Origin of the sequence: Arenibacter lacus, from assembly GCF_008711145.1 — a bacterium.
Classification (GTDB): Bacteria; Bacteroidota; Bacteroidia; order Flavobacteriales; family Flavobacteriaceae; genus Arenibacter; species Arenibacter amylolyticus.
On the sequence record NZ_VVIN01000041.1, the window covers coordinates 1 to 18,371 of the forward strand.

At 42.1% G+C, this 18,371-nt stretch carries 15 protein-coding genes and 1 riboswitch; all 15 genes read right to left on the reverse strand.

Features of this window, described 5'->3' with window-relative positions; genetic code table 11:
• The coding region (locus F1E73_RS12005; protein ID WP_191089013.1) for a dihydropteroate synthase at positions 1-440 on the reverse strand (440 nt) is incomplete at its 3' end.
• 42 nt (positions 441-482) lie between these two features.
• The gene (locus F1E73_RS12010; RefSeq protein WP_150452030.1) at positions 483-1,424 is read right to left on the reverse strand and encodes a threonine ammonia-lyase; all 942 of its coding nucleotides are present in this window, start codon (positions 1,422-1,424) and stop codon (positions 483-485) included.
• The gene (locus tag F1E73_RS12015; protein ID WP_150452031.1) at positions 1,424-2,434 is read right to left on the reverse strand and encodes a homocysteine S-methyltransferase family protein; all 1,011 of its coding nucleotides are present in this window, start codon (positions 2,432-2,434) and stop codon (positions 1,424-1,426) included. The genes F1E73_RS12010 and F1E73_RS12015 overlap by 1 nt, the downstream gene beginning before the upstream one ends.
• A gap of 183 nt (positions 2,435-2,617) precedes the next feature.
• Positions 2,618-2,769: riboswitch (SAM riboswitch) on the reverse strand.
• A 241-nt stretch (positions 2,770-3,010) separates the two neighbouring features.
• Entirely contained in the window at positions 3,011-4,075 is a 1,065-nt protein-coding gene (locus tag F1E73_RS12020; RefSeq protein WP_150452032.1) for an NAD(P)/FAD-dependent oxidoreductase, read from the reverse strand.
• Between the two features lie 20 nt (positions 4,076-4,095).
• Positions 4,096-4,947, reverse strand: a complete 852-nt coding sequence (gene cobA / locus F1E73_RS12025; RefSeq protein ID WP_086475494.1) for a uroporphyrinogen-III C-methyltransferase — start codon at positions 4,945-4,947, stop codon at positions 4,096-4,098.
• 4 nt (positions 4,948-4,951) lie between these two features.
• On the reverse strand, positions 4,952-7,042 hold the full coding sequence (locus F1E73_RS12030; protein WP_150452033.1) for a HEPN domain-containing protein: 2,091 nt from the start codon (positions 7,040-7,042) through the stop codon (positions 4,952-4,954).
• A gap of 116 nt (positions 7,043-7,158) precedes the next feature.
• Positions 7,159-8,406: a sulfate adenylyltransferase subunit 1 gene (locus F1E73_RS12035; RefSeq protein WP_150452034.1), complete on the reverse strand. Its 1,248-nt coding sequence runs from the start codon at positions 8,404-8,406 to the stop codon at positions 7,159-7,161.
• Positions 8,407-8,464: 58 nt separating this feature from the next.
• Positions 8,465-9,367 carry a sulfate adenylyltransferase subunit CysD gene (gene cysD / locus F1E73_RS12040; protein ID WP_086475547.1) on the reverse strand — a complete coding sequence of 301 codons (903 nt, stop codon included), beginning with the start codon at positions 9,365-9,367 and terminating at the stop codon, positions 8,465-8,467.
• 122 nt (positions 9,368-9,489) lie between these two features.
• Entirely contained in the window at positions 9,490-10,113 is a 624-nt protein-coding gene (locus tag F1E73_RS12045; RefSeq protein WP_086475491.1) for a phosphoadenosine phosphosulfate reductase domain-containing protein, read from the reverse strand.
• A gap of 36 nt (positions 10,114-10,149) precedes the next feature.
• The gene (locus F1E73_RS12050) at positions 10,150-10,413 is read right to left on the reverse strand and encodes a DUF2061 domain-containing protein (RefSeq protein ID WP_086475490.1); all 264 of its coding nucleotides are present in this window, start codon (positions 10,411-10,413) and stop codon (positions 10,150-10,152) included.
• Positions 10,414-10,634: 221 nt separating this feature from the next.
• Positions 10,635-11,045 (reverse strand): RrF2 family transcriptional regulator, encoded by a 411-nt coding sequence (locus F1E73_RS12055; protein ID WP_086475489.1) that lies wholly within the window; start codon positions 11,043-11,045, stop codon positions 10,635-10,637.
• Positions 11,046-11,280: 235 nt separating this feature from the next.
• Complete coding sequence (locus tag F1E73_RS12060) at positions 11,281-12,453, reverse strand: trans-sulfuration enzyme family protein (protein WP_086475488.1); 1,173 nt, start codon at positions 12,451-12,453, stop codon at positions 11,281-11,283.
• Positions 12,454-12,858: 405 nt separating this feature from the next.
• Positions 12,859-13,185 (reverse strand): GIY-YIG nuclease family protein, encoded by a 327-nt coding sequence (locus F1E73_RS12065; RefSeq protein WP_086475487.1) that lies wholly within the window; start codon positions 13,183-13,185, stop codon positions 12,859-12,861.
• A 230-nt stretch (positions 13,186-13,415) separates the two neighbouring features.
• Positions 13,416-16,802 carry a bifunctional aspartate kinase/homoserine dehydrogenase I gene (gene thrA, locus F1E73_RS12070; RefSeq protein ID WP_150452035.1) on the reverse strand — a complete coding sequence of 1,129 codons (3,387 nt, stop codon included), beginning with the start codon at positions 16,800-16,802 and terminating at the stop codon, positions 13,416-13,418.
• A 156-nt stretch (positions 16,803-16,958) separates the two neighbouring features.
• A complete protein-coding gene (locus F1E73_RS12075) occupies positions 16,959-18,236 on the reverse strand; it encodes an O-acetylhomoserine aminocarboxypropyltransferase/cysteine synthase family protein (RefSeq protein WP_086475485.1) in 1,278 nt (425 codons plus the stop codon).
• Between the last annotated feature and the right edge of the window lie 135 nt (positions 18,237-18,371).

Sequence of the window (18,371 nt, forward strand, 5' to 3'; positions counted from 1 at the left end):
CTAATTAATTTAGCGTGTTCAATAAACTCTTCCTCGCCTTCTTTAAGACTGATGGAGTTCACCACACATTTCCCTTGTACCACTTGGAGTCCAGCTTCTATAATCTCCCATTTAGAACTATCAATCATAATAGGGACCCTAGCAATATCAGGTTCGGAAACAATCAAGTTTAAAAACTGCACCATGGCCTTTACTCCATCCAAGAGACCATCGTCCATATTTACGTCCAAGATCTGCGCTCCTGCCTCTACCTGTTCTCGGGCAATATCCAAGGCCTCCTCAAATTTCTCTTCCTTAATTAACCTGAGAAATCTTTTGGAACCAGCCACATTGGTACGTTCGCCTACGTTCACAAAATTACTTTCTGGAGTAACCACCAACGGCTCCAATCCAGAGAGCTTTAAATACCTATCCCCATTTTTCTGCTCAGTATAGCCCATGTATATTTTTATAATGATTTTTATAGATCGTTTTTACCGATCTTAAAATGATATATTTGATAAATCCACATTTCCCCCAGAGAGGATAATGCCAATTCGTTTATTTTTAAACTCTTCCTTTTCCCGCAGCAATGCGGCAAAGGGAACAGCACTGGAAGGTTCTATGACAATTTTCATCCGTTCCCAGATTAATTTCATCGCCTGTTTTATCTCTTGCTCCTCCACCCGTATAATCTCTGAAACCAAGGCTTTAATAATGGGAAAGTTAATATCTCCCAAATGCGTTTTTAATCCGTCTGCAATGGTATTGGTGGTGGTATTCACCTCTATCTTCCCGCTTTTTAGGGAGCGATAGGCATCATCTACCGCAAAGGGCTCCCCGCCAATTACCCTACACTCCTTACCAAAATAATGGGCAACAAGCGCAGTCCCAGCAATGAGTCCGCCACCCCCTACTGGGGTTATTATATACTCTAGATCTGGATAATCTTCCAATAATTCCATGGCTGCGGTACCCTGTCCTACTAACACATTCAAGTTGTTAGAAGGGTGTATAAATACCGCTTTTTTTTCAGCTACTATTTTCTGAGCCTCCCGTTCCCTGGCTGCCAAGGTGGGTTCGGAAATTACCACCTTCCCCCCATAGGATTTTACGGCCTCAATTTTTACTGCCGGGGTACTACTTGGCATTACTATATAGGCAGTTACCCCTAAGTTCTTGGCTGCCAAGGCCAGTGCCTGACCGAAATTCCCGGAAGAATGGGTCACTACCCCTGCTTTCCTCTCCTGCTCCGTTAATTGCTGAATGGCATTAATGGCACCCCTCATTTTAAAGGCTCCCATTTTCTGCAGGTTCTCGCATTTAAAAAACAGCTGCGCCCCGGAAATATCATTTAACAATCGGGAGGTGAACACCGGTGTTCTATGGACAAAAGGGGCGATGCGCCGCCCAGCCTCAAGAAGAGTCTTTTTGGTGGGTATCATTAACTTATTGGTATCAACGTTTGTATTTGCCTAGGACTGTAATCCTTTACTATGTCTACCATGGCCTTAATATGCTCTGGGGTAGTTCCACAACATCCACCAACAATATTCACTAATTTCTTCTCGGCGTATTCTTTTATCTGGGAAGCCATCTGTTCTGGGGTTTCATCGTATTCTCCAAATGCATTAGGCAATCCTGCGTTGGGGTGGGCAGATACGGCATGCTCGGATTTGGCGCATAGCACTTCCAAGTGTGGCACCAACTGACTGGCTCCCAAGGCACAATTGAGTCCCACCGATAACATGGGAATATGACTTATAGAAATTAAAAACGCTTCTGCCGTTTGTCCGGAGAGCGTGCGTCCAGAAGCATCGGTAATGGTACCGCTGACCATAATGGGGACGTCCAAATTCCGTTCTTCCTTAACTTCTTCTATGGCAAACAAGGCTGCTTTGGCATTTAAGGTATCAAAAACAGTTTCCACCAATAAAATATCGCAGCCACCGTCTAACAAGGCTTCCACCTGTTGTTTATAGGCCGCTCGCAACTGATCGAAGGAAATTGCCCTAAAGCCAGGGTCATTTACATCTGGAGACATACTTGCGGTTTTGGTAGTAGGTCCAATACTCCCTGCCACAAATCTTGGCTTATGCGGTTCTTTCGCATTAAACTCGGCAGCTACCTCCTTTGCCAGTTTGGCCGATTCATAATTAAGGTCGTACACCAACTCTTGCATCCCATAATCTGCCATTCCGATAGTGGTACTAGAAAAGGTATTGGTTTCCACAATATCGGCCCCGGCCGCAAAATACTGGCGGTGAATATCCGCTATGGTATCGGGCTGGGTAAGAGATAAAAGGTCATTGTTCCCCTGCAATGGGCTGGGCCAATCCTTAAAACGCTCTCCTCTAAAATCCTCCTCCGTAAACTTATGGCGCTGTATCATGGTACCCATAGCACCATCCAACACCATAATCCGTTCTTTTAATATCTCCTGAATATTCTTCATCTCCTTTATAAATAAAATCAGCCCAAATGGCTTTCACCTTTAAATAAATACTAGTTCTGGTTGTACCAGAAATAATCAATTCTACTTCAACGGTCTACACACCCGGATTATACCGTGTTTAACCATTGCATTTAAGTATTTCGTAATCAAGTGAGGGAGCTATTGGGGCTAGGGCCTTTCTTTCTGTTATCTATTCCGAATTTTAAAACAATACTGCTGTTTTACGTACGGATTAGAACGTAGCACCTTCTTTATACTTCCTATAAGATTGGGAAAGAGACAAAGGGTTGCTAAGGCTTCATTGGGTCTAGTCCCTCCGCCTTTCTTGATAACGTATTCAAATTGATAATGAACAAAGTGCAAAGTAACGCAACACTAACTGCAAAAGCAAGGAATGCCCTGATTTTTTTGACCTGAGGGGCGTTCTCCAAAAGCACAAATACCTGTTGGATTTTTTTACTCCAACAGGTATTTTTCAGCCAATTCAAATTCATAATTATAATAGCAGCCATCCATAAACATTCCTTCAGAATAGGGAACATTTTAAGGCCTGACTGCGCTTTGGGCGATCTACCCCTAGGCCATGATACTCTGCACCACTTCTTTTTTGGCTTCCTTCTTACTTCCGTCAAAGCCTGTTACTCCCCCTACGGTAGTATATTTCATCACATAACGCTTTCCAGGGTTAATTAGTTGATAGGCACTTTGGCACATTACGGCCGCTTCGTGAAATCCAGATAGAATCAACTTAAGTTTACCAGGGTAGGTATTTACATCCCCAATGGCATATACCCCTGGAATATTGGTCTGATAGTCATAGGCATTATTCACCTTAATGGCATTCTTTTCTATCTCTAATCCCCAATTGCCAATTGGTCCTAGTTTAGGGGATAATCCGAACAAGGGAATAAAGTAATCGGTCTCCACATAGGTTTCACCTTTCCCCTCCTTGTTGTGTTTTATCACTACTGCCTCTAAATGCTCGTCCCCGTATAGGCGGGCCACCTCAGCTTCCGTAAACAATTTTATTTTGCCTGCTGCGGCCAACTCGGAGGCTTTTTGTACCGAATCCAATGCCCCCCTAAATTCGTTTCGCCTATGCACCAAGGAAACTTCCGAAGCAACATCCGCTAAGAAAATAGCCCAATCCAAGGCAGAATCCCCCCCTCCGGAAATCACTACTTTCTTATCCCGATATACTTCTGGGTCCTTAATCATATATGCTACCCCTTTATCTTCAAAGTCCACCAAATTGGGAATCAAGGGCTTTCTAGGCTCAAAGGATCCCAATCCTCCGGCAATAACCACTACCGGTGCATGGTGCTTGGTCCCTTTATTGGTGGTAACAATAAAGCTACCATCTTCTAATTTCTCCAAGGTCTCTGCCCGTTCTGCAAGGGTAAACCCTGGCTCAAAAGGCTCAATTTGCTGCATTAGATTTTTAACCAGATCACCTGCCAAGATTTCGGGAAATGCAGGGATATCATAAATTGGTTTCTTCGGGTATATTTCTGAACACTGTCCTCCTGGTTGGGGCAATGCGTCTATAAGATGCGTTTTTAGTTTTAACAATCCCGCTTCAAAAACGGTGAATAGTCCTGTTGGTCCGGCTCCTATTATTAGAATATCTGTTTTAATCATGCTCCTTCTTTTATATCTGGTTATATAATCACCTCTTCTTGCGAAAAGGCCTGTTGATGTTGGGAATTGCTTATAATATTTTGGATATGCTCCTTCACCTGAGAACGATGGTTTACCACCTCGCCTATAAGAATGATCGCGGGATTGCTCAATTCCTTTTCTGCCACTACCTCTTGGATAGTGCCTATAGTTCCAATCCCTATCTTTTCATTTTTACAGGTTCCATTTTGGATGATGGCGATGGGGAGCTCTCCTTTACCTTCTTTGGAAAACAATTCCACTATTTCCGAAAGTTTGCTCATCCCCATTAGAATTACCACGGTGGCGCTCGACTTAGCAGCCAGGGCTACATCGGAAGATAGTTTATGATCCTTAGTGGTTCCGGTGATAACCCAGAAACTTTCCGAGACCCCTCTCTTGGTCACTGGAATGTGTTGGGAAGCCGGTACGGCCAAGGAGGAAGAGATTCCTGGAACCATAGCAACCTTTAAACCTTTACTTGCCGCGTATTCCATTTCTTCGGCACCTCTTCCAAAAACAAAGGGATCTCCCCCTTTTAGTCGCACTACATGGCCGTGTGTTAAGCCCCTACTTACAATAAGGTCGTTAATTTGATCTTGTTGGTAGGCATAGCATCCCTTTCTCTTACCCACAAAAATATGTTCGGCATGAGGGGCGTATTCCAATAAGGAAGTATCCACTAGGGCGTCATAGAGCACCACATTGGCGGTCTTAAGCACATTGACGGCCTTAAGCGTAATGAGCTCTACATCTCCAGGACCTGCCCCAATTACCGTTAGCTTTCCAACCACCTTGGTTTTGGGGTGGAATGGGGCGTTTACCGCTTCCAATTTTTTATTGTTACTTCTCATGCTCTTAGGTTGTTGCCAGTTCCAATTGTCTATACGTTTCTACTGCGCTCAGAAAATCTTCAGCTTTTTTCAAATACGATTTAGCAAAAGCCTCTGTGGGCGCATTTTCTTTCAATTGAAGAACAGATTTCTCAAATCCTTCTTCCAGTTTAAACTTCCCTGTCTCCACAAAAAGCTTGTCAAAATCCCTGATAATACCGATATGGGTATTTACTTTGGTTTTTTCAGCGGTTAAAAGCGCTTTTGCGGTATTTACCATGGACGAATAGGAATGATAGATACTAGCTGCCCACTTTCCTTCTTCCAGGGTTAGTTTAGAGGTTTCCAATTTCTCCTCACTGTCAAATAAAAGGGTCGCCACCAAATCGATAACCACTCCTGCACATTCCCCCACTCCAATGGCCTTCTCATATTTTTCGGAATTCCCCCAATCAATAAAATCTGAAGGAACCAAGTTTGTCACATCGGATAAGGGCTTTAAGTAGTCATAAAAATACATTTGACCCTTCTCTTCATAGTAATCTACAAACGGCTTTCCATTCCCGTTTTTATCGTAATCGTCCAAAATGGATCGCAGGGCCTCGGGTCCGCGTTTACTTGGAATCTTTATCACTTTATCTGCATAACGCCCATTTCCATTGCCTAAGTTTCCTCCACCTAACAACACCTGTAGGGCTGGGGCCACTAATTTATCCTTGGTTCTAACGGACATCCCTTGGAAACCGATATTGGCCATATTGTGCTGTCCACAAGCGTTCATACATCCACTTATTTTTATAACCACATCTGGGTTATTGACGTAATGCGGGTATTCTGCCTTTATTACCTCTTCCAATTTATCGGCTATTCCCGTACTACTTGCAATTCCAAGGTTACAGGTATCTGTTCCTGGACAAGCTGTGATATCTACTGCCGTATTGTATCCAATCTCTGCAAAACCAAGTTTTTTCAATTCTTGATAGAAAAAGGGAACTAGGGATTCTCGCACATAGGGAATCAGGATGTTTTGGCGCAGGGTTAATCTAATTTCCCCTGCCGCGTACTTCTCTACCAAATCTGCCAACTGCCTTGCCTTATCAATATAAAAGTCGCCCAACAATACCTTTACCCCGATTGCCACGTAGCCCTCTTGCTTTTGAGGCACCAAATTGGTGGACTTCCAAAGTTCAAAATTGCGCTGGTCTTCAAGAACTACCGTAGGAGGTTCCAATTGGGAAACAGTAACTTCAGGATAGGAATCGGCATCAATTTCATAGGTCTGAAAAGGAATTGCCAATTGCTCTTCCTCCAATAATTCCCTAAACCCATCCAAACCAAGATCCTTTATAAGGAATTTCATTCTGGCCTTGGCCCTACTCTTTCGTTCTCCATAGCGATCAAAAACCCGCACCACTCCTTCCATTAGAGGAACAATCTGGTTAGCTGGCAAAAAGGAATACATTTCATCGGCAAGTCTAGGCTGGGAGCCCAATCCTCCCCCCAACATCACTTTAAATCCTTTTACCCCATCCTTCACTTTGGCAATGAAGCCAAGATCGTGCATATAGGAGAGCCCGGTGTCTGTATCCGAAGCTGAAAAAGAAACCTTAAACTTCCTCCCCATTTCCTGACTAATAGGGTTCCTTAAAAAATATTGGAATAAAGCATGGGCATAAGGAGAAACATCAAAAGGTTCGTTTACATCTATGCCCGCTGTCTCACTCGCGGTAATATTACGTACCGTATTACCACAGGCTTCACGGATTGTAATGGCATCTCTTTCTAACTGGGCCCATAATTCCGGGGTCCGATTAATATCTACATAGTGAATTTGAATATCCTGACGGGTGGTGATATGCAATCGGCCAGTGGAATATTCCTCAGAAACCTCACAGATCCTCCTAAGCTGCTGGGACGTGACTTTTCCATAGGGTAATTTGATCCTTATCATTTGGACCCCTGGCTGTCGCTGTCCATAAATCCCCCTAGCCAAACGCAGACTGCGGAACTTCTCCTCGTCTAGCTTACCTCCATTAAATTCATGGATTTTATCGGCTAAGTCTATAATGTCCTTTTCAACTACCGGATTTTCCAATTCTGTCCTAAAACTTTGCATGATCCTTAATTTATCTATTCAAAAAAAATAACTTCACTCTTATTAATACTGTTGTCCTATAGTCTTAATAGATTATTGCGACAACAACTTGGTTGTTGGGGAGTTAGGAAGGAGTTTTACTCAATAAATCCTACTCCGGCCGTATTATTGGTCTGATTGTCTATCAGGATAAAGGAACCATTGGTCCGATGCTCCTTAAACGTATCGTAAAAAATAGGCTTGTTCAACCTAAAGGTTACCAAAGCAATATCGTTCATTGCTAAACTATTAACACTCTCATCCACGCCAGAATAATCTGGTTCTATTTTGTGATGGATGTTTTCCACTTTGGCCAATACCTTGTTAACGCCGTGTTGAAGCACATATTTATTACCCAAGTTCAAATTTTGGGAATCCATCCAAGAAATAGTAGCGGTAAACTCTTTATTCACCGTAGGCAAATCGCCTACCTTCACCAACATATCCCCTCTACTTACATTCACCTCATCCTCTAAGGTGATGGTTACGGAAGACCTTCTAGTGGCCGTTTGATATTTCTTGTCATAGAAATAAATCTCCTTAATTCTAGATTTGGTCATAGACGGCAGCACTACTACTTCGTCGCCTACGCTCAATTCCCCTCCATAGACCTTTCCTGCAAACCCTCTAAAATCGTGGAACTCCTCTGTCTTTGGTCTAATTACGTATTGCACAGGAAATCTAGGCGTTCCCACATTGTAGACATCCTCTTTTTCCAAGGCTTCAAAATGCTCTAACAAGGTCTGTCCTTTATACCAAGTCATATTTTCGGAACGATTTACCACATTATCCCCTTTTAGGGCGCTAACTGGAATGAAGGTAATCTTCTGATCCTGGTAATCACGTTTTCCCATCAGTTCTTCAAAATCCGATTTGATCTCTTGGTAACGCGCCTCCGAAAAATCGACCAAATCCATTTTATTCACTGCCACGATCACATCTTTAATCCTAAGTAGGTTATTGATAAAGAAGTGTCTATTGGTTTGCTCTATCACTCCTTTTCTGGCATCGATCAAAATAATGGCTGCCTGTGAGGTAGAAGCACCAGTAACCATGTTCCTGGTATATTCCACGTGCCCAGGGGTATCTGCGATGATATAACTTTTATTAGGGGTAGAAAAGTAGATATGTGCTACATCTATGGTAATTCCCTGCTCCCTTTCCGCAACCAAACCATCGGTTACCAAAGAGAAATCCAAATAATCGTATCCTTTTTGTTTACTAGTTTTTTCGATGGCTTCCAACTTGTCATCGGTAAGGGATTTTGTATCGTACAACAAGCGACCAATGAGGGTGCTTTTCCCATCATCTACGCTTCCTGCTGTTGCTATTTTTAGTACTTCCATTATATAGTAGTGAGTATTAAGTAGTGAGTATTGAGTATAAGTAGTGAGTAATGAGGTTTTAAAAGTATCCCTGCTGTTTTCGCTTTTCCATGGCTGCCTCGGAACGCTTATCATCTATACGGGCTCCTCTTTCAGAAATCTTAGATTCCCTTATTTCGCCCACCACTTTTTCGATGGTATCGGCCTCCGAGAGTACAGCTGCAGTACAGCTCATATCCCCCACCGTTCTAAAACGGACCATCCTTTCTTCTACCACCTCATCTTCGGCCCTAAAGACTACATCGTCTTCGGCAGACCAGATAAAGCCATCGCGCAGAAATATTTTTCGCTTATGGGCAAAGTAGATGGAAGGAATTTCAATGTTCTCCTTTTGGATATAGCTCCACACATCCAACTCCGTCCAGTTACTAATAGGGAATACCCTAACATTCTGGCCCAGTTCTATTTGACCGTTCAGCATATCGAAAACTTCTGGGCGTTGGTTCTTTTCGTCCCATTGGCCAAAATCGTCACGAACCGAAAACACACGTTCTTTGGCTCGTGCTTTTTCCTCGTCCCTTCTGGCCCCGCCAATACAGGCATCAAATTTGAATTCCTCGATGGCATCCAATAAGGTAGTAGTCTGCAAGGTATTTCTACTGGCATACTTACCAGACTCTTCCACCACTTTTCCTTGATCTATGGAATCTTGAACATTCCTAACAATTAACTCCACACCAAGTTCCTTTACCAGCTTATCCCTAAAAGCAATAGTTTCGGGAAAATTGTGCCCGGTATCTATATGCAAAAGTGGAAAGGGGATCTTAGCAGGAAAAAAGGCCTTTTGCGCTAATCTTACTAGCGTGATGGAGTCTTTCCCCCCGGAGAAAAGAAGTACCGGCCTTTCAAACTGTGCCGCCACTTCCCTAAAAATGTAGATTGCCTCATTTTCCAAGTCGTTGTTTCTAAGAGCGCCTAGCACCTCAGAGTGCTCTACGCTTAATACTGTGTCTATTTCCGATTCTATTGTGCTCAAAATACTATTGTTTGTTTGATATTTTACCCTAAAAACAAAGGATTCATCAATCGTTAATAATTTGTTTTTTATGTATGCAATCCGCATTCCCTATGCTCCAAAACCTTAGTAGGATCGAAGTATTTATGCTCATTGGGAAGATTCTTGGATTGCAAATAAGTATCTAGCTGACTATCGCTATAGTGATAGAAGGGACTTACTTTTAAGACCCCGTCCTTGCTTAGACTAAGAATATCCAAAGAATCTCTATGCGCGGTCTGCCCTTTTCTTAGGTTAGTAAACCATACATCGGCCTTATGCTCTTTCATAGCTCTTTTAAAAGGCTCTAGCTTTACTTGCTCTGTAAAAAGCGCATGCCTAGGATCATCTATACCCGGAATCCCCATTACGGCATCTCTATGCGCCGATGTTTGCCGAGGAACATATAATTTAATATTCAAATCCAATCGCTCTATCAATTCCTCCGCATGCTTATAGGTTTGTGGCGTGTTATAACCTGTATCGCACCAGATAACCGGGATACTAGCGTCTACCTCCGTAATTGCATTGAGAATAGCCACCTCATAAGGTCTAAAATTGGTGGTTACCACAGGCCTTTCTGCATATTGTATAGCCCATGAAATAATCTCAGCCGGCGGTATTCCTTTAAATTGCTGATTTAAATTGTATAGTTGCTCCTCTGTAAATGCCATACCCTCTAGTTTTTAATCCTTATTTTTTTCACTCTGTTACTTTCCCCATTGAATCCTATCCCAAATTCTTTCGTGAAAAAAGTACAATATCATCTTCGTAAACAATTCTACTACCCCAATGGAAAATGCAACTGTAAGCGTGCCAGTTACAACCCATGATATCAATACCGTATCCAAGGTCCCTATAAACCTCCAGCTGATGGATTTCACAACGCTTCGCTTTGGGTTTTCCGATTTCCTATCTTCCTTATAACTTGGGGAATCGGACTTATTATTGGTTACTAGTTGATCAACAATCATGTGAAAATTCAATTACTTCTTATTATCCTATCGACTTAATAGAGTAAGCAAAAGTAAAATTATTTTGCAAATGCACATACTAATTACAAAAAAAGATTTCTAATTACCCTATAGTTTTAGTGGATTAATAAAAATAAGCTAGGCAAATTGTGGATTTGACACCTTTAGAAAGGGATTAAATCAATTGAAGCACAACAAATTAACGTATAGGGGATTTATTATTACGGCACAAGATCGGCCAAGGTATTATTCTTATATACTTCCAGGGCACTATCCCTCACCTGTAGCATTAGCATATGCACGGAACAACTTGCCTCATCTGGGCAGTCGGCACATTTCTCATAAAAATTAAGGCTAACACAAGGCACCATGGCAATAGGCCCCTCCAATACCCGCATTACAAGGGTCATAGGAATATCCTTGGGATCTTTAATGAGATAATATCCGCCACCCTTTCCCTTTTTAGAACCAAGCACACCAGACTTCCTTAAGGTGAGCAGAATACTCTCCAGAAATTTACGCGAAATATTCTCTTGTTTCGCAATCTCTGATATTTGTACTGGCTGTCTCCCCTCCTGAGCCGCTAGAAAGGTCAAGGCCTTTAGACCGTATTTAGTTTTTTTGGATAGCATGCAGCGAAGATACACAAAATTAAAAATTGAGGAAACCACCTATTTTTAAGACTGCAACTGCCAAATACGCTAACACCTCTGTCTTAGGCAAGTTATGGTTTTTTGTTATCCACTCCCAGAACTCCCACAAAATAAGGAACCACCTAACCGCTATCCTAGACCTTGCATGGGAGCGACAAACAACCAAATACTTAGGTTATCACCCTACTGCATTCCCCAATTTTTAGGGAACCAATTAGCTTTCTAAGGCCTGCGCTATATCGGCAATAATATCATCTATATGCTCCAAACCAACCGAAACCCTCACCATTCCGTCTGTAATCCCAGTAGCCAATCTACCTTCCGTAGACAGTTTACTGTGGGTGGTAGAGGCAGGGTGAGTAACAATACTTCTGGCATCCCCTAAATTAGCAGAAAGGGAAAGCACTTTAATAGCGTCAAAAAACTTACGTCCGGCTTCTACCCCACCATCCACCTCAAAGGCAACCACACACCCTCCGGCCTTCATTTGCTTTTTGGCAATTTCGTATTGGGGGTGCGATTTTAAAAAGGGATACTTCACCCAATTCACTTTGGGATGTTCTTCCAGAAACTGGGCAAGCTTTAAGGCATTCTCGCAATGCTTGTCTACTCTTATGGAGAGGGTTTCCAAACTTTTGGAGAGCACCCAGGCATTAAAGGGGGATAATGCCGGACCCGTTATTCTGGAAAAACGATAGATGATATCAATTAGATCTGCCCTACCTACGGTAATACCGGCCAAGACCCTACCCTGGCCATCCATTAATTTGGTACCAGAATGAATTACCAAGTCGGCCCCAAACTTTATTGGCTGCTGTAAATACGGAGAAGCGAAGCAGTTATCGATAATAAAAATTAGGTTGTGCTTTTTAGCAATTTGCCCCAACACTTCCAAATCTAACACATCTACACCCGGATTAGTAGGTGTTTCGGCATATAGGATTTTTGTATTCGGGGTTATTAGCTCCTCAATTTTGTCTAATTCATCAATTTGGAAATAGCTATGATCTATATTCCATTTGGGAAAAAACTGATCAAAAAGGCTATGGGTAGATCCAAAAATACTTCTCGATGAAATAATGTGGTCCCCACTATTCAATAGGGCCGCGAAGGTTGAGAATACGGCCGACATCCCAGAGGCAAATGCAAAGCCACTATCTGCCCCTTCCATTTTACAAACTTTATTGATAAATTCGGTGGAATTGGGATTTCCATACCTAGAATATATATCCCGATCTTTTTCCTCTGCAAAAGAAGCCCTCATGTCTTCTGCATCCTCAAATACAAAACTGGAAGTTAGGTAAAGGGGCGTGGAATGCTCCAAAAACTGACTCCTTTCCGTTTGGGTCCTTATTGCCTCCGTTTCAAATTTATGTCGCTTCTCCATAACTGTTTTTTTATTCTATCTTTTTTCCTGCTCTAACCATTTCGCGCCACTTACTTCCAGCTGTTATGCTCAATCTCCCTAATACCGGTGGCTGAGCGAAGTCGAAGCCACAAAACAATTCGCTATCAACTTTATTCGATTTCGACTACGTCCACCATTGGTCGACAGGCTCAATCTCCCTAATACCGGTGGCTGAGCGGAGTCGAAGCAACGAGCATCTCGCACTCATCTATACCCGATTTCGACTACGCCCACCTTCTGTCGGCAAGCTCAATCTCCCTAATACCGGTGGCTGAGCGGAGTCGAAGCAACGAGCATCTCGCACTCATCTATACCCGATTTCGACTACGCCCACCTTCTGTCGGCAAGCTCAATCTCCTACCTCAATTAATCAGGCAAATATATTTATGTTTTATCAACAACTACGTCAATATAGTGGATATAGTGAGATTCATTTTTACATTCTGCTAATCCACTTAGTTTGGCAAATTCCCCATTCATTAACGCTTCCTTCTTTTCTCGACTCCAACCTTGAATTTGTTTTTCCCTACTGAAGGCTTTCCCAATACTTTTATACTCTTCTACATATAGTAAATGAACTGGTAATCGCTTTTTCGTATGATTAGCTCCCCTACCGTTGTTGTGCTCCTTCAACCGTTGCTCCACATCAATAGTACTACCTGTATAATAACTACCATCTGAACACTCCAATATATACAGGAATCCTTTCATTCTAACCTATTATACCTTAAGCTTGTGCAACTATAATATCCACATCAACTACTCAATGGAAGAGATCACATGACGGTGGCTGAGCGGAGTCGAAGCCACAAACAATACGCTCTCAACTATACTCGATTTCGACTACGTCCACCTTTGGTCGACAGGCTCAATCTCCTACAATCTCCATTTCGGAGTTTACCTGCCCAAGGCAGGCAGAATCGAAGCCACAAAATATAGGTTTACCCCCTATCTGCAATACGCAATATATCTCCAAATACACCTCTAGCGGTAACGGCCGCCCCTGCGCCCGCTCCTTGTATTACCAAGGGATGTTCACCATAAGATTCGGTGTAAATTTCAATAATGGAATCGGATCCCTTAATTTGCCCTAGGGCACTTCCCTTGGGGACAGAGATTAATTTCACCTCCAAATTTCCTTTTTCTTTTTGCAGGTCTCCAGACAAATCACCTACGTATCGCAATACGTGATCTGGTTTTTGAGCTGCTTTAATTTCGCTAAACTTATCGTCCAACACCGCCAGCTGTTCCATGAACTGCTCTACCCCTCCTTCTTGCAAAGCTTCGGGAATTAGGTTTTCTATAGCTATATCGGAAAATTCATTACTTAAGTCTAACTCCCTAGCCAATATCAATAGTTTTCTACCTACATCATTACCAGAAAGGTCTTCCCGCGGATCAGGTTCCGTAAATCCTTGCTCCATAGCTTCCTTAAGAATGGCAGAAAACTTTGCATCTTTCTCGGAGAATGTATTAAAAATATAACTCAAGGATCCTGAGAAAACTCCTTTAATTCTGGTAATATTCTCCCCGGAAAGGTGTAGTAGCTTAATGGTGTCTATCAATGGCAACCCTGCGCCCACATTGGTTTCGTACAGATACTGCTTTTGGTTTTCCTCTAGCCGTTCCCTGAGCAGCTGATAATAATCAAACCCAAGGGTATTGGCAATTTTGTTTGAAGAAACCAAATCGAACCCATTTGCAACAAAATCCAAGTAGGAAGCCACAAACCCCTCATTAGCCGTATTATCCACTGCAATAAGGTTCTCTAAATGGTGATCCTTGGCATAGCTAATCACATCTTTTAACTCATAAGGCACTGCTTTGGTTTCCAAAGCGGATTTCCATTTTTTAGAAATACCGTTCTTATTCAGCAATACTTTTTTGGAATTGGCCACCGCAAAAATATTGAGATGAATACCTTTCCTCTTTTCAATGGATTTATTAGATTTTAATATCTGATCTATCAGCGTGCCCCCTACGTTTCCATGTCCAAAAATAGCGATGTTCACCTTTTTACTGAATCCGAAAATCTGTCCGTGCATTACGTTCAACGCCTTGTGCAAATCTGTTTTCTTTACTACCAAGCTCACATTCTTTCCGGAGATAGTATTGTTAAACAACAGAGGCACAATCTGATTCTTGATAAGACTATTATACGGCTTGTGGAAGGTACTTAGGTCTTGCCCCACAATGGAAATAACAGAAACCTGATCTACCACGGTGATATTATTAATATCCTGCGATTTAAAATCGGTTTGGAACTCTTCTTCCAAGGACGATTTTGCCAGTGCTGCATTTTTAGCATCCACTACCAATCCGATACCTCTTTCCGAGGATCCCTGAGAAATAATACTAACACTGATGTTATTGTTCCCCAAGGTCTTAAAAATACGAGCATCTACCCCTACTTTACCCAATAGACCACGCCCTTCCAAATTAATCAAGGCCATGTTTTCTATAACGGATAAGGACTTAATCCCTTCTTTACTAGTTTCGGCACTAATTAAAGTTCCCTCATTATCGTCATTGAAGGTATTCAGAATTCGCAATGGAATATTCTTCTCTATCAATGGGATGATGGTCTTGGCATGTAAAATGGTGGTACCAAAATTGGCCAGCTCATTTGCTTCACCGTAGGACAATTGCTCAATGCGTTTAGCTTCGTGAACAAAATCTGGGTTAGCAGTAAATATCCCATCCACATGGGTATAGTTCTGCAATTCCTCCGCATTTAGATAGTTGGCCAACAAAGCAGCGGAATAGTTACTTCCGTTCCTTCCTAAGGTGGTAGTTTCATTGAGTTCATTAGAAGCAATAAAACCAGTGGCAACACTAACGGTATCTACATCCTGTTTGGCAAATTCGCGTATAACATTTTCTTTGGACAGGGAATCGAGTACTTTGGCATCGCCAAAATTACTATCTGTTTTAATCAACTTACGGGTATCCACAAACCGCGCTTTAATCCCTTTCTCCAACAATATCTGGGTCAACAATTTTGCCGATAAGACCTCCCCATAGGCCAAAACCTGATCCTTTATTTTAAGGCTATAATCCCCTAAGAGGGCTACTCCTTCAAACAACTTTACCAAGCCCTTTAGCTCCTCGGAAGTATCTATGTTTTTAAACTGATGCTTTTGATATTTTTCAAACTCTTTAAAATCCTTGCTGTAGTCTATTCCCCTGGATGCCTTATCCAAGATAGCTTCCAACTCATCGGTAGCCTTATTCCTAGCCGAGACTACCACTGCAATGCGCTCTTCTGCGGCCACTTTACCAGCAATAATCCGCACCACGGAATCTATTCCCTCGCCATTAGCCAGGGACTTACCCCCAAACTTTAGGACTTTAATTTTCTTAGATCCTCCGTTTTTATCAAAAATCCCCTTTAACAGACCTTCCATTTGATCAAATTCGATCAAAAAGGCATCGTGGCCATGCAGGGATTGGATTTCCCCATAGGTAACATTGCTATTGGCCTGCGCCAATTTCTTAAAAGTGTCCTTGTTCTCTTTAGCGGTAAAAAACAGGTCAGAATCTACCCCTATAATATGAATATTGGTGTCACTATTTTGTAGTGCTATAAACGCTTCCTCTCCATCCCTGGTAATATCAATGGTCTTTAGCAGCTGGTTCATCAATTTATAGGCCGATAGCTGAAATCGCTCCTGAAGCTTATTTCCATGATGGGTTAACCAACTCTCTACATTAAAAACCTTTAGCTCCTCATTGGTACTCCTTTTAAATCGCTCCTTAAAGGATTCAGGAGTCCTGTAACACAGCATGGCGTGCATACGGGCATCATGTACCGGCTGCTTGGAATTCACCAAGAACTGCTCCTGAATCTGACAATTGGCAATCAGCCAATCCGTAGATTTCCAATCGGAGGCAACCGGGATTAGGTGTTCTGTTAGATTTGGATTTAGGGCTGCCATTTCCCAAGCGATTCCCCCTCCCAACGATCCGCCAATCAGAGCGTAAAGTTTATTGATTTTTAGGATTTCCAAGCCCTGAAGAAATATTCTAGCTATATCCCGAGCTACAAAAGCCTTATAGTTATCTATAACAAATCCGTCGTACCCATTCCCAGGAATATTAAAGCAGAGGATGGTGTATTTTTTAGTATTGATACACTTATCGTCCCCAATAAGGGTATTCCACCACCCCTGTTCCCCAGCCACATTGGAATTACCGGTTAAGGCATGGTTCACCAATATAATAGGGGCCGTATGCAACGGGAGCCCAAAAATTTCATAAGACAAATTAATATCCAATTTATAGCCGCTATCGGTGACATAATCTTGGATTGAAAGTTGATGTAGCATAAATAAAGCTTGAAAAAATTCTTTGAATAAAGCAAGAATGGGATTTTGATAATTAGGGGAACGCTTTGCCCACTAAGGGTGTTTTATTGCGTTCCCCAAGTTCCCTTTTCTATATTAATTATTGCGAAAGGTTATTTGATATTGCACCTAAAGTGATTACTGGATGGCAGAAAATGCTTGCTCCAAATCTGCTTTAATATCTTCAATATCTTCCAAACCTACACATATACGCACCAAATCCTTGGTTACCCCAGTGGTCTGTTGCGCTTCGTCATCCAATTGTTGGTGAGTAGTACTGGCCGGGTGGATTATTAGGGATTTGGTATCTCCAATATTGGCCAAGAGAGAAAATAGTTTTGTTGCGTCCACTACGTTCTTAGCCGCCTCATAGCCTCCTTTTACCCCAAAGGTTACAATACCACTTTGCCCTTTAGGCAGGTATTTTTGGGCCAACTTATGATAAGGACTACTAGCTAAGCCAGGATAATTAACCCATGCAACTTCTTCCCTATCCTGAAGCCATTTTGCCACTTCTAGGGCATTTTCACTATGCTTCTTCATCCTGATTTCCAAGGTTTCTAAACCTTGTATAATCTGAAAGGCATTAAACGGACTTAAAGATGCCCCAAGATCCCTTAGCCCCTCAATTCTTACCTTAGCAATAAATGCAGCGTTCCCCAATGCCTCGTGGTATACCAATCCGTGATATCCAGGAGAAGGTTCTGTAAATTCTGGGAATTTTCCACTACTCCAATCAAATTTACCTGCATCTATAATGACTCCTCCCATAGAGGTACCATTTCCGTTAATGTATTTGGTAAGGGAGTGGATTACTATATCGGCACCGTGCTCTATAGGTTTTATCAAAGCACTGGTAGCTACTGTATTATCCACTATAAAAGGAATTTTTGCGTTTTTAGCTACGCCGGATATCGCTTGCAAATCCAACACATCCAATTTAGGATTCCCCAAAGACTCCACAAATATGGCTTTGGTATTCTCTTGGATAGCTTTGGTAAAGTTCTCTTGATCTCCCGGATCTACAAAGGTGGTAGTAATACCAAATCTCGGTAAGGTTACCGCCAAAAGGTTGTAGGTACCACCGTATAGACTACTAGAAGCCACTATATGATCGCCAGTTTTCAATAGCACCAAAAGGGCAGTAGAAACGGCAGCGGTTCCAGAAGCGGTCACCACACTGGCGATACCCCCCTCCAAAGCAGCTAAACGCTTTTCCAAAATATCGTTGGTAGGATTGTTTAATCTAGTATATATATACCCTGGTTCGGAAAGATTAAATCTACTAGCGGCATGGTCGGTATCATCAAACACATAGGCCGTATTCTGGTATATTGGTACCGCTCTGGTTCCTTCGGTTAACTTTGTATCGTGACCAGCGTGTAACGCATTAGTTGCAAATTTTTGAGTACTCATGATTTTTTTTGTTTTTTATTAAATTATTAAACTATCAAATAAAAATCCAAAGCTAATAAGGCGGACAGCGCCCTATCTGAAAATCAAAAAGTTAAAAAGAAAGTCAATTACCGGAGTAACCGTTTGTGTTATCTG

What these genes read in the sequence shown, in the direction of transcription:
- F1E73_RS12075 (WP_086475485.1), bottom strand. Translation starts at nt 18,236, where the DNA reads ATGAGTACTCAAAAATTTGCAACTAATGCGTTACACGCTGGTCACGAT.
- F1E73_RS12065 (WP_086475487.1), bottom strand. Translation starts at nt 13,185, where the DNA reads ATGAAAGGATTCCTGTATATATTGGAGTGTTCAGATGGTAGTTATTAT.
- F1E73_RS12010 (WP_150452030.1), bottom strand. Translation starts at nt 1,424, where the DNA reads ATGATACCCACCAAAAAGACTCTTCTTGAGGCTGGGCGGCGCATCGCC.
- F1E73_RS12060 (WP_086475488.1), bottom strand. Translation starts at nt 12,453, where the DNA reads ATGGAGAAGCGACATAAATTTGAAACGGAGGCAATAAGGACCCAAACG.
- F1E73_RS12050 (WP_086475490.1), bottom strand. Translation starts at nt 10,413, where the DNA reads ATGATTGTTGATCAACTAGTAACCAATAATAAGTCCGATTCCCCAAGT.
- F1E73_RS12055 (WP_086475489.1), bottom strand. Translation starts at nt 11,045, where the DNA reads ATGCTATCCAAAAAAACTAAATACGGTCTAAAGGCCTTGACCTTTCTA.
- F1E73_RS12015 (WP_150452031.1), bottom strand. Translation starts at nt 2,434, where the DNA reads ATGAAGAATATTCAGGAGATATTAAAAGAACGGATTATGGTGTTGGAT.
- F1E73_RS12045 (WP_086475491.1), bottom strand. Translation starts at nt 10,113, where the DNA reads ATGGCATTTACAGAGGAGCAACTATACAATTTAAATCAGCAATTTAAA.
- thrA (WP_150452035.1), bottom strand. Translation starts at nt 16,802, where the DNA reads ATGCTACATCAACTTTCAATCCAAGATTATGTCACCGATAGCGGCTAT.
- F1E73_RS12030 (WP_150452033.1), bottom strand. Translation starts at nt 7,042, where the DNA reads ATGCAAAGTTTTAGGACAGAATTGGAAAATCCGGTAGTTGAAAAGGAC.
- F1E73_RS12020 (WP_150452032.1), bottom strand. Translation starts at nt 4,075, where the DNA reads ATGATTAAAACAGATATTCTAATAATAGGAGCCGGACCAACAGGACTA.
- F1E73_RS12035 (WP_150452034.1), bottom strand. Translation starts at nt 8,406, where the DNA reads ATGGAAGTACTAAAAATAGCAACAGCAGGAAGCGTAGATGATGGGAAA.
- cobA (WP_086475494.1), bottom strand. Translation starts at nt 4,947, where the DNA reads ATGAGAAGTAACAATAAAAAATTGGAAGCGGTAAACGCCCCATTCCAC.